Origin of the sequence: Lactobacillus apis (genome assembly GCF_003150935.1) — a bacterium.
Taxonomy (GTDB): Bacteria; Bacillota; Bacilli; order Lactobacillales; family Lactobacillaceae; genus Lactobacillus; species Lactobacillus apis.
Map to the genome: position 1 here is coordinate 662144 of NZ_CP029476.1, position 13480 is coordinate 675623.

Genomic DNA, 13480 nt, shown 5'->3' on the forward strand with positions numbered 1-13480 from the left:
GATTCAAAAGTTATTTACAATCTCGCATGTCTTATGTTTGACCGGTCAACTATATACAATTAAGCTAGTCGATCAACTCAGATCAATTATTATACTACCTACCATTACAGTATTTGTCAAGATTCAAACAGTAGGCAGATAGTATTGCAAAAAAATCACAATGTTATGAATTAAACTGTTGCTTTTATTTATATCTTAATATTTATACATAATCAGGCTGTTAAAATAAAATTTAAGCAAACGGATAATTGTCAAATAAAATGCACTTTTTTATATTTGAAGTATTAGGCATCAATCCTGAAGTATAGTAACAAGTCCTTATATAATAGTAATTGCTAGCAGAAAGCACAGCGCAGTTTTCCTTTTGAAAAAGCACTTAACTCATTATTTATAAAATGCATATCAAGTGTAAGCACTATATTAGCAAATTATTAATAGTGGTCATACAATGTAGTTGTAACATAGATTTTGAGAAAGGAATATCATGCTAGGGAAAAATAATAACAATGAAAGATTAAAGAAAATGGAAATGCAAGATAAGCAGGACCACTTTTCAATTCGAAAATTGACAATTGGTACTGCTTCTGTGCTATTGGGCTTTACCTTTTTTGGCCTAAATACCCAAACTGCTAAAGCAGATACGGTAGATGCTTCTCAAGAAGTTAGCAAGAAGACAGATAGTTTGAGTACTTCTGATAGTCAAAAGGCTAACTCCCAAGATGATAACACTCAAAATGCTAATCACTTGGTTGATGTAAGTACCTACTCAGGTTTAAGCTCATTTTTAAGAGATGGCAGTGTACCTCCAACCACTAATTCAAGTTCTTCAACTAGTCAGACAGGAAAGACCAATGCAACAAATGGCTCTGATCAGCAAAATAGTGCTAATCAAAAACCTGGTTCTGACACAGCTGATTCTAAGGATCAAACTAGTACAGGTAATTCTGATACCAATCAAACTGGAGAAACCACTGACACCTCAGATAAAGGAGGTACGACGACTAAACCCATTGATCCAACTGATCCAGCGGCTAAAGTTCCAGATACTGCTAAAACGACAGAAATTAAAACCAAGGATGCTAGTGTAGCGCAGGTCCATAGCTTTACTGAACTTATAGCTGCTTTTCAGAATGAGTCTATTTCAGAAATTGACGTCATGAACGATATTACAGACGGACCAGAGAATGGATCACAAGCCTTCTACTTTTACGGAAGAAAAATGTTGATTAAATCCGGTGGCAACGGTAATACCAGATTTAAAGTTGATTTGAAAGGTAATCACCTCCAATTAAATAGTGGAAGTACGAAAGACTTGGATATTACGTACGATAATCTTGATTTATGGAGTGCAGATATTTGGGGTGTCATCATGACTGATGATTACAACAAGGACGGGCATTTTTCCAAAATTACCTTTAATAATGTTAATTTCCATGGATCACAAATGGTTCACTGTGGTAATAATACAAAAATCTACTTTACCGGAACTAACTATGGTGAAGTAACTCATACACCGTATCCAGGGATTACAATTACAAGTGGTGATGTTCAACAACTATTTGAATTCACTGGTTCAAATAACTCAATCGATTTTAGCGGAACTTTTACCGGTAAAACTGTCGGTGGTAACGTGCTCGAAATGCAAGGTAGCAACAATGTTGTTAATATTGCTAAGAACGCTAAGGTTACACTTTCGCCGCGAATCTATTTTCCTAATAATAGTTTAGGCTCTAACGCTGCTGAACACACCGGACTTCCTTTAGCTATTGCCATGTTAGGTAATAATGAAACCGTGAATGTTGATGGTGAATTAAACATCATAGTTGGTAGTGATCACTATAATGGTACAAATGACAATGATCAGTCTAGTGCGATTCTTATCAATGATGGTAATTCTGTCTTCAATATTAATAGCGATGCGAAAGTCAATATTACCACTAACGGCGATATAGCCAATAACTGGTGGAACAGAAACCTGATTTATGATGGCGGTAACTTTAACATTTTACCGCGAGGCTCATTAAACATTAACGGTTCAAATATGGGTGACTATTCTGGTACGTTAGTTCTTATTAAGGGTACGGCTAATATAGAAAACGGTGGTTTCAATATCGTTCTTGGTCAGCCAGATCCAAGTGGCAAATATGTAAACGGCGGTACTGGTCAAATACTATTGGTAGACGTTCAAGGTGGAAAACTAGTTGTTAATAATCCTACTTCATTAATTTTAAATGCCCAAGGTAATACCAATCCTAATACCAGTATTATCGGTACAATGCCAATTACCTTAACAAATGTTCGACAACAGTTTGATTTGAGTTCGACGCAAAGTGGGCTAGGTAAAGTAACTTTGCCTCCATTTCACGTTTTAACTGTTAGGAAAACTGATAGCACGATTGCGGTGGATAATATCGAATTGCTTAATGGCCAAGAGAAGTTAACTGCAGATAGATTGGCAGAAATTAAGGCGCAAGCGGCTAAAGCTAATATTTCATTCGATAAATTGCCTGAAGACGTTCAAACCTCATTGGCTGATGGTATCAAAAACGGTTGGACTTACGATCAGATTTTTTCGGATATTATTCAAAAGGCATTTAATAATAGTAACAATTTTGGCTATAACAACATTAGTTTCGTTCCAGCCAATCCAAGCGGTTTTTTGGATATTGATCCCGGTAAGGTTCAAATAACTAGAAATGCTGATGGTTCACAAACAATTTCTGGTGATCCAGGTAGTGTAATTAATTACAATTCTGCTGTTGATGGTCCTGATTCAGATCCACAAAATTTGAAAAACCCATTTAGTTTAATTCTACCTGTTGCAACTAAAGCATATATTATGGCTAATTTGATTGATAGTATGGGTAGCAAGACAGCGTGGACTCCAAAGGATCAAAATGGTAAGAACATAATTGATAATCCATATGCGCAAACAAAAGACACTATAAGAGACTCAAGCAACAGTTCTTTGAATCCTTTACCAACACAATATGCGGCAATTGTAAATGATGACGGATCCTTTAGTTTTACTATTCCCGCTGACCAAACGATTAAGTTTGATAAGGGTTACTCTGTAGAACTAGCGCCAAATGCTAACTTTGTTAGCTACGATCCATCAAGCGTAGCTATGGGACGTCGCCCAATTATTAAAAACTTAGATATTTTAACTTTGTCTGATGCACAAGATCAAGCTGCTAAGGCAATTACTGACGCAATTAGTGATGCGAAAATTCATAGACCTAACAACCTATCTGAAGCTCAAGTTAAAGACTTTAATGAGCAATTAGATAAAGTTGCGGCCGCTGCATCCAAAACAATTGATACTAATAATGAAAAAACTTCAGTTTATGCCTCAAGCTCAAACACGCTAACAGAAGTTAACAATCGTAAGAATGCTGCCCTTGATGCGATTAAGAACATCGTAAGCCAAGCACAAAGTTCTTCAACGATTGAAACATCTCGCGATAGTGCAATAACGAATTTAAATAATGAAGCCATATTGCAGTCAAAGAGATTTCCTACAATGGTAGATGCAATTAATTCTGCTCGTGACAAAGCAATTAATACTGTGAAAGCTTTTCAAACTGATAAAGATATTACAGAAGCAGAGAAGAATGGTATTAATGCGATTGATCAAGCAGCTTATGGCTATAAAAAGAATATTGAAACCGATCTTAAGCAAAAAATTGATCAGGTCTATGTCGATACTTACAAACTTGCAAACGATCCTAACTTGAGTAAAGAAGAAAAGGACGAAGTATTAAAGCTAACTGGTCGTCTGTCTCGCGCACAGGCTATTGCTCAACCGGAAGGTGACATTGAAAAAGACCTTGATCAAGTATCAGTGGATGGGCACCAAAAAGAAGCTCAAGGTATAATTGATCAAGTTAACAAAACAATTCAGGCCCTAAAGGACTTACAGGCTGTTGCTCAAGATGAAATTAAAAACCATGCCGATAAAACTGCAGAAATAAAAGATTCTTATAATCAAGCAGTTCACAACATTATCACTGGTGATGATCCTGATGGTTCTAAGGGTAAGGAGGCTATTAAGGATATAAATGCTGATCAAGAAGCAAGTAAAATTAATGCTGCAGCTGAAGCTGCCAAAAAGCGAGTACAGAACTCAGGCATTAGTTCGGATCAGCAGGTTCCTCTATTAGACGCAATTGATCAGGCTGCACAAGTTGCAACTGCTAAACCTGGAAGTTCTATGTATGATGAGCAAAAGTCGATATACGGAACTACTGATAATACTGTAATCAGCCAAAGAGAAGCAGCTGCACAAACTATTTTTGATCAAAATGCTGCAAAGGCTGAAATTTTGGGCTATGCAAGCGCTAATGAAAATTCGTTAGGGATTGCTTCAAACTCTGATATAGAGAAAACAGTAAATGATGGACTGGCTAATATTAGTAAAGCAAGCGATTCCGCAACTGTTTCAACGACTGAGGAGGCAGTTAAGAGGTCAATTTTGAGACAGCTTTCTAAGATTAAACTTGCTAAAACTGAAAGCGATATTGAAACCCAATTGCGTAGTTTGCCTGGTTTATCTGCAAATGATATTGACGATAGCGTAGCAGCTGCACAGAAGTTACTCAATAATTTAACAACTCCTCTTGGGTATAACCAACGCATTGACCAAGCAGATAGTTTAACCGCAATCGACTCAGCACGAAATGATGGTATTACTGCTTTGAATAACCTACTGCTTTCGGCTAAAGCTAAGGGTGAGCGTAACAATTCCTTAGATGCTGCTATTAAGCAAATTAGACAAGAGCAAACTAACGCTAATTCAAGAATTGATCAAACAAGCAATCTGACTGATGAACAAAAGAAAGCATATCATGACCAAATCAGTAAGGTAGCTGAAGATAGTATAGATACCTTAAACAAAGTTGATAGTTCAAAAATTGCTGAGACAGTAACTAATGCTAAAAGTAGTATTGAGAATATTGTAAGCGATGCTCGAGGCACTGCAGATAAGGAGATAGAAGAAGCTAGAACAAAGGCAGCTCAAGACATTGATACAGCAGTTAATGATGCAAAAACCAAAATTGAAAACATTGATGATAGTCAACTCAGTCCCTCAAATAAGAAATATTATGAAGATCAAATTGATCAAGATGCACAGGCTGCAAAGACAAAAATCACTTCGGCTCAAAGTATCTCTGATATTAATTCGGCTAAACAAGAAGGTCAAAATAATATTCTAAAAGATTTAGGTGCTGCTCAGATCACAGCCACTAGAGCTCAGGCAATTAGTAGATTACAACAGGCCAAAACTAAAGCTAAAGAGGCTCTCACAAGTGCTCAGCAGAATGAACAACTTGATCCTGCAACAGTTCAAGCTAAACGGGATCAAATTGATGCAGGATATGATCAAGCAATTCAAGCTATTACTAATGACCATACAGTAACTGATATTAATGATGATGCTCAAACAGGAATTGATGCCATTAATTCTGTTATTAATTCTCTTTCATCAGATATCAACGCCCAAGCTCTAGAAAAGCAACGTAATTCCGCAATCGAGAAATTAAAAAATGCGCGCGATTCCGCAAATAGTCAAATTACTAATGATCCTAATTTAGGAGTAACAGAAAAGAACGACTACTATAATCAGATTACAAGTGTCTTTAATCAAGCTCAAACTGCTATTCAAGGTGCAAATAAAGACGATATAGATGCAGCACTAGCTAAAGGTAAAAATGATTTAGCAAGCATTCAAACTTCTGCTAACTTGCAGTCTGCAAAAGACCAAGCTTTAGCAACTTTAATGGCTGAGCGAAATAAAGTTAAAGAGCAAATTGGCAATATGGATCAGATTACAAGTGCCAACAAAGCAGACTTACGTGCAAAAGTGGATGCTACATATGATATCGGTGTTAATGGAATTAATAATAAAAACACCACTACTAATGGGCAGCTTAATGAAATCGTTCAAAATGGTAAGTCATTAATTGACAATGTGATTAGTGATGTAAATGTTAATAAGATTCTTAATAAGCAAAAGCTTGATGATTATGCTCAAAAGGCGGTTGAGCGAATCAATAATTCTTCGGATATTACTAATGATACCAAGACAACCACTATTAATAACATTACAGCTGCACGTGATAATGCTAAATCAATAATTGATTCTACAGATGCCATTTCCGACGCTAACACAGCTGAGAAAAAAGGTGAATCAGCTATTGATGCTGCAGAAGCTACAGGTAATGGTTTCAACGCATCTAAAACCGACATTAAGAATAGTATTGCTAATGCTGCTACCAGTGCCAAGAGTCGTTTAAGTGACATTTATAGCAAATTATCGACAGACCAAAGAAATGAAGTAAAAGATAAATTTAATGATGCAATTAGTCAACTTGATAAAATCCCAACAGATGCAAACAGTAAAATTGATGCTACAACGAATAAAGATCAATTAACTGGGATTTATCAAGATACATTAAATAAAATTAATGATGTCGAATCAGCTGCAAAGTTGGCTAGTGATAAAGTTATTGCTAAAGATTTGATTCAAAAGACGGCACTTGAAGCTCGCGATAAACTACATGATTCACGAGACCAAAATGCAGTTTTTGAAGTAGCTGATTTAGGCCTTAAAGATATTGACGCTGCAAATGATAGTGATACAGTTGAAAAGATTAAAAATAATACTTTACAGGGAATTAGTAATGTTATCACAAATGCAAGTAAGAGTGATGCAGATGATATCCGTAACCAAAGAGATCAAGCAATTAAAGAACTTGATAAAGCTCTTGGAAAGGGCTCAACAGATACCGGTGTTCTACCAGAAATTAATGGATTACCAAGTTTAACTTCAGATCAGTTAGCTAAGTTTAAGCAGCAAGCACAAGATGCTTATAATCATGCCGTTGCAAGCGTTAATGGTGCTATTGCAGAAAATATTGACACAGAGAAAAATGCTGGCCTAAACAATATTTATCAGGCTTTAGCCGATGCTAAACTGCAATCAGTTAAAAATAAGGCAAATTCATTTTTGGATGAGTATGCTAAAGGAGCCATTCAAAACGACCCTAGAGATGCGGACATGATTAATAGCGAGCGGGATAAGGCAAAGGCAAAGGTAGACAAGGCTAAAAACCAAGATGATGTTCAAAAAGCCCAAGATGAGGGCCACGACATTATGAAAGGAATCATTGACACCGTCAACGATAAGAACATGAACGCTGCTAAAGACTCTGCTAAGAATGATTTGGCTGACTCAATTGGTAAATTACAACAACAAATTGATCAAGATTTAGCTAATAAAAAGTTAGGTCAAGATCAATATAATGATTTGAAGAATAAACTTGATCAAGCTCGGCAATCTGGCGAGTCTAGAATTAACTCCACTGTAAATAAGGATCAACTAGCTGACGCTAAAGATCAGAATAATGCGGATTTGGATAAAGTTAATAATGAAATTATCAAGGCAGAATCTGTTAATAATGCATTGACTAAGTTGCAAGATGCAGTTAATAAGGCAAACGAGTCTGCCGATAAGATTGCCAAAGATAATCCTAGTCTTGCAGATCAGATGAGAGACCGAATTAAGTCAGAGCGTGACAAAGCTGCCCAAAATATTCAAGCTGCTCAAAACAATTCAACAGATGCAAATAGTGCAATGAATCAAGCAGCACAAGCTGGTAATGATGCAATTACTGGTTTAACTCAGAGATTCGAGGAAAAGAACAAACAAATTAATACTCTGAAAGAATATGCTGAAGCTGCTAAGGCAAAATTACCAAGTTTAGGTCTTGATCCAACTGAGATAAGCAAAAATGAAGCTGCAATAAATGACGCGATGCAAAAAGGTGTTAGTGACTTATATGGTGCTGATGATAATGCAAAATTAGATCAAGTTGAAAAAGCTGGTGAAGCTGCGATAGATCAAGCCGGTATTCCAGCTAATTTACTTAGCGAAAAGAACAAGCAAATTGCCGCTATTGATAAATATGTCAAAGATAAGGGCAGTATTGGTCAGGTTGCAAGTCATTTAACTGATCAACAAAAGGCTGACTTGCAGGATCAACTTAATCAGCTGGTTCAAAAGACTAAGGATGAAATTAGTAAAGTTGCTTTACCAAGCAATCCAACAACAACTGATTTCGAAAATGTTAAACAGAAATTGCAGTCTATTGAAAAGGGACTGGATAGCGACGGACACTCAATCAATTTAGGTGAAACTGGAATTAATCAACTTTATCAAACAGCTCAAAATAAAGAAGAAATCTATCAAATTAAGCAAAATGCTATTAATAATCTTCTTGAGCAAAAAGCTGAAGCTGATAAAAAGCTTGAAAGCTCTGGTTTGGTAAACTCTGATTTACAAAAGCAAAAGCAGAAGCTCCAAGACATTTACGATCAAAGTAAAGCAAAGATTAACGCAGTTCCAACTACAGATAAGAACGGAAATGATCGCTCTACTGATGACATCCAAAAGGATGTTGATCAGATTGTCAGCAACGCAACTCAAGGATATTCTGATAGTGATTCCGGTAGTCACATTCCTGGATTTGCTGATGTTGAAAAAGATACTGATCTTGCTGCTGCAAAAGCAAAGGCAGAGGATATTTTACAAAGAAAATATGCAACAACTCACAACATTATTGGGTTATCTCAACTAACTGCCGATCAAAAGAAAGCATTAAACAAGATAGTTGATGACCTATATGCAAATGAAAAAGCAAGCATAGAGCAGCAAACTGATATCAACAAAATTCCGACTGACGAAAATCAAATTGGTACTAAGCTAACTGATACTTATCAAAATACTTCTGAATGGTTTGATTATAATCAAACTAATGCCTTAAAGGGTGCTGGAAATGAAGTAACAGGTCTAGAAGCTGGATACAATGGGTTAACTGAAGAACAAAAAGCAAATCCTGATTATCAAAGGAATATTCAAGCTATACGTGAAGCAATTGATTCAATTAAGCATTCAACAAACATTGGCTCTACAACCCAATCGTATAGCAACGGAATCAATGCTTATAATGAGCTAATGGCTAAAGAACAAGTTAAGGATATGTTCAATAAGGCAAAGGATAAGCTTAATGATATAGATAGCCTTCTTCCTCCAGATAGAGATCATTTCAAAAATAGACTTGATGGCATACATGGAAGTGTAGATAATGTGCTTACCCAGGATGCTCAAGCTGATGCATCTTATGAAAGTATTGCCAATCAGATGAACCATGATATTGACATGACAAGGCAAGCAATTGATCAATTAATGCAACAAGCATTGTACACAGTTAAGAGTTCTGCCAATAGGGATATTGAGGCTGAATACAAAGGTGCAGTTGCTCAGAACCAAAAATACTTTGGTGATTCTGCATGGATTTATTCAACTAACAGTGAGCATGACAAATATAAATATATATCTGGTAATTCTTACGATGAAGTTTCGAATAATAGAATAACTGGAATACGAGAAATTGCCAAAGCTGCTGTTTCTGATGCTGCTACTAATGCTAAGAAGAAAATTGATAATAACAAGGTAAAACATGAAAATGGTGATAACTATACTGATGATGAAAAAGCTGCGATTAAGACTGAAATCGACCGCCTTCTAGCAGATGCTCAGAAAAAGATTAATCAAAATAATACTCTTACTGATGTTGACGGTAAGCGTGACGATGGTATTGAAGCGATTAATAAAGCCTCTTCAGATTCAACTGTTATTGATAAAATTATTAAAGACAGTGCCAACAACAATTACAACGGAAATAACGGAAATAACGGCAACACTAACAACGGTGGAGGTAATTCTACTTCTAATAGTAATGGTGATACGACTTCTAACCCTGCAAATCCAGCTAAGAAACCAACTACTGATAAAGAAAATGGTGCAGCAAGTGATTTAGGCGAAAGTACTAATGTAACCTTAATGCATAATGCTTATCTATATGATGATTCAGGAAAACGTGCTAACAAAGTTACACTTGGTGCCGGCTCAATTCTTTCAACTTATGGTACAGTCACTATTGCAGGTCATGAATACTATGTACTAATTGACACACATGATAACAATAAGAAATACTATGTTGCCGTTGGCAACGGATTGGCAATTGAGCAAAAGTTAAAGCATAATGCTTATGTTTATAACAAATTCGGACAGCGTGTAAAGAAAGCTGGTGTTCTAAAGAAGGGTAGTATTATTAAAACTTATGGTGATAGTGTTAAACTTCGTGGCGAGAAGTACTTTATCATTGATAAAAATCGTTATGTTAAAGCTTCAAATGTCGCAGTGATTGTTTCTAATCAATCTGCAAAGGTTGAAGCAATGTCTGCTAATGAGTCTAAAGAAGAATCTGAGACAACCTTTGAAAAAATGTTGATGCACAATGCGTATCTTTATGATGAAAGTGGTCATCGTGCTAACCAATTAATTTATCTAGCTGGCTCTATAATTAGCGTAACCGGGCAAAAAGCAATTAAAGGAACTAACTACTATATTCTGCCAAATGGTTTACTAATTAATGCAGGTAACGTCGATGGTAAGAACTTAAAGCTGAGACATAATGCTTATCTTTATAGCCAATATGGTAATCGTCTAGGTAAAAAGGTATTGAGAAAGAACCATTCAATTTCGACCTATGGTGATCCTGTTTCTATTAAGAATAAAAAGTATTATATCGTTGCGCAAAATAAATACGTTAAAAAGGCTAACTTTTAAATTAGAAAGTTAACTTTTAGACCAAAATAAAAGTGGCACAATTGTTACAAATAACAGTTGTGCCACTTTTTATTTTTTCAATCCTTTTTCTTGCATTTCATGTAGAATTTCATACTGCTTCTTAAGACCACTCTCGATTTTAGAATTGCCTTTAGGATTGAAATACTGCGTACCAACTAAATTGTCCGGCAGATATTGTTGCGCAATCCAGTCATTAGCAAATGAATGAGGGTATGCATATCCTTTACCGTGACCTAGTTTCTTAGCACCTTTATAGTGGGTGTCCCTAAGGTCACTAGGAATTGGACCGTAGTTTTTATTTTTCACATCGTCTAGTGCTTGATCAATTGCACTGATTGCACTATTGCTTTTTGGTGAAAGTGCAAGTTCAATCACAGCGTTTGCCAGGGGAATCCTCGCTTCAGGAAAGCCTAGACTTTGTGCTACCTGTATTGCAAGCTGTGCGTGTTGCACAGCTGCTGGATTTGCTAGGCCAATATCTTCATATGCAATTACACTTAGTCTGCGACAAATTGAAATAAGGTCACCAGATTCAATCAAGCGAGCCAAATAATGCAGAGCAGCATCAGTATCGGAACCGCGAATTGATTTTTGGAAGGCAGAGACTAAGTCATAATGTCCATCGCCTTTGGCATCAAAGTTCTGGCTTCGCATCTGAATTGAATTTGCCATTTCTTCTTGGTCAATTACTAGTTCATCATCTTCACTTTTTCCCGCAGCAATTTTTTCTTGCTTAGTTGAGCGAACGGCCAACTCTAAACCGTTTAAGGTGGTTCGTAAGTCACCATTTCCTTTTTGAATTAATAATTTTCTTGCATCATCTGTAAGCTCAACATGGTATGAGCCCAAGCCATTTTCTGAATCCCTAAGTGCGCGGCTAATTGCTTGATTAACATCTTCTTCAGCTAAAGGTTTTAATTCAAAAATTTGGCAACGTGATCTTATCGCTGGAGAAATAGCAATATAGGGATTTTCGGTTGTCGCACCAATCAGAATAATTTCGCCAGACTCAAGTAAAGGCAAAAGAAAATCTTGTTTAGTTTTATCCAAACGATGAATTTCATCTAGTAAAAGGATAACAGTTCCACTTAATTTGCCTTCTGCAGCTACTTGCTCCAATTGCTTTTTACTATCGGTAGCAGCATTAAGCATGCGAAAAGCATATTTAGTTGAACCAGCGATTGCACTCGCGATACTAGTTTTTCCAATGCCTGGTGGGCCATATAAAATCATGGATGACAGCAGCTTGGCTTCAACCATTCGTCTAATGATTTTTCCAGGGCCAATTAAGTGCTGTTGCCCCACAACCTCATCTAGCGTATGCGGACGCATGCGATAAGCTAATGGTTTCATTGTTTATCTCCATGGAATAAACGATGCCAAAAACCATTTTTATCTTTTTTAGCATCATGAGTTAACTCAGTTTTAGGGATTTCGGGAGGGTAGACTTGAGCTATCTCTATTCGCATTTTGTTAATTGCCGTGTTCGAAACTACTAAAATTGCCGTATCTTCAGGACCAGTTTTAGCTGTTTCATTGGTAACAATCGTAAAAGGAATGTTTGTTTTTCCACATTGTGCTTCAACCTGATTTAAAAACTCATCATTTAAATTACCGTTAATCAGGATTGAAAATCCAGTGTAATCGTTGAAGTGTGTTAAAAATAATCGGGTCAGGGTAGGGTCTTTAACTTCAGTGTTATTCATTCTGACAAAGACGCGTTCTCGCAGTGAGCCAAGATATCTTCTACGTTCATCAGGCTTTGTTTGTGGGGTGATTCCCTGGGCTGCATTCGCAACTCGTGTATTTAAATCGTCTGACATAGTTATTATTTTTTCCTTTCAAGTAACAAAAAACCCTTCCCAAGTGGGAAAGGGCTTTTGCGAATAAAAGAAATTAAAGTAACTTGTTGTAGTATTCAACAACCAAAGCTTCGTTAATTTCTGGTTCCATTTCATCACGCTCTGGAAGACGTACAAGAGAACCTTCAAGCTTATTGTCATCAAATGTAACAAATGATGGACGAGAAACAACTGCTTCAAGTGCATCTTTAACTTGTTGTAAGTTCTTTGACTTTTCTCTAAGACCGATTACTTGGCCAACCTTAACGTCGTATGAAGGAATATCAACACGTTTACCATCAACAGTAATGTGACCATGGTTAACTAATTGTCTAGCTTGTTCTCTAGTAGTAGCTAAACCTAGGCGGTAAACAAGACTGTCTAAGCGGCATTCAAGTAAAATCATGAAGTTAGTACCGTGTTCACCTTCACGGATCTTACCAGCACGTTTGAACAAAGTTCTAAATTGGCGTTCGTTTAAACCGTACATCCAACGTAGCTTTTGCTTTTCGTGTAATTGTTCACCATATTCTGACAAACGACCACGTGAATTGGGACCGTGTTGACCTGGTGCATAGTTACGACGACTAAGTTCTTTACCAGTACCTGAAAGTGAAATTCCTAATCTTCTGGAACGTTTCCAGCTTGGACCTGTATATCTTGACATAAAATCCTCCAATAAAATCTGATAACAGTTTTTGGAGTAAAATAGTTACGTATAAGTTTAGCATTCGTGCATCTTAATTTTCATTTTCGCCTCTTGCAGCGCCGGTTACTCGTTCACTAAAACGTATTAAGATGTTGACGTTCTTGCCACTTATAGCTGCAAATATTTTACACGAAGTCTATTATAGCTACCTTGGGCTATTTAAGCAAGGAAAACCGGATGTTTCTAAGCTGTTTTTAAAAAAACAAGTTAAATTTA

General features: G+C 36.5%; 4 protein-coding genes. 1 reads left to right on the plus strand and 3 read right to left on the minus strand.

Features of this window, described 5'->3' with window-relative positions; genetic code table 11:
* The first annotated feature begins 484 nt into the window (after positions 1–484).
* A complete protein-coding gene (locus DKL56_RS03270) occupies positions 485–10693 on the plus strand; it encodes an SLAP domain-containing protein (protein WP_109715398.1) in 10209 nt (3402 codons plus the stop codon).
* A gap of 69 nt (positions 10694–10762) precedes the next feature.
* On the opposite strand, the gene DKL56_RS03275 is transcribed toward DKL56_RS03270, so the two are convergent.
* The 3 genes from DKL56_RS03275 to rpsD all read right to left on the minus strand — a co-directional run bounded on the left by DKL56_RS03275 (position 10763) and on the right by rpsD (position 13222).
* Entirely contained in the window at positions 10763–12067 is a 1305-nt protein-coding gene (locus DKL56_RS03275) for a replication-associated recombination protein A (protein ID WP_109715399.1), read from the minus strand.
* On the minus strand, positions 12064–12537 hold the full coding sequence (locus tag DKL56_RS03280) for a YueI family protein (protein ID WP_109715400.1): 474 nt from the start codon (positions 12535–12537) through the stop codon (positions 12064–12066). The genes DKL56_RS03275 and DKL56_RS03280 overlap by 4 nt, the downstream gene beginning before the upstream one ends.
* Positions 12538–12610: 73 nt before the next feature.
* Positions 12611–13222: a 30S ribosomal protein S4 gene (rpsD, locus tag DKL56_RS03285; protein WP_046306681.1), complete on the minus strand. Its 612-nt coding sequence runs from the start codon at positions 13220–13222 to the stop codon at positions 12611–12613.
* Between the last annotated feature and the right edge of the window lie 258 nt (positions 13223–13480).

Coding starts and splice junctions, on each gene's coding strand:
- DKL56_RS03270 (WP_109715398.1), top strand. CDS start 485: ATGCTAGGGAAAAATAATAACAATGAAAGATTAAAGAAAATGGAAATG.
- DKL56_RS03275 (WP_109715399.1), bottom strand. CDS start 12,067: ATGAAACCATTAGCTTATCGCATGCGTCCGCATACGCTAGATGAGGTT.
- DKL56_RS03280 (WP_109715400.1), bottom strand. CDS start 12,537: ATGTCAGACGATTTAAATACACGAGTTGCGAATGCAGCCCAGGGAATC.
- rpsD (WP_046306681.1), bottom strand. CDS start 13,222: ATGTCAAGATATACAGGTCCAAGCTGGAAACGTTCCAGAAGATTAGGA.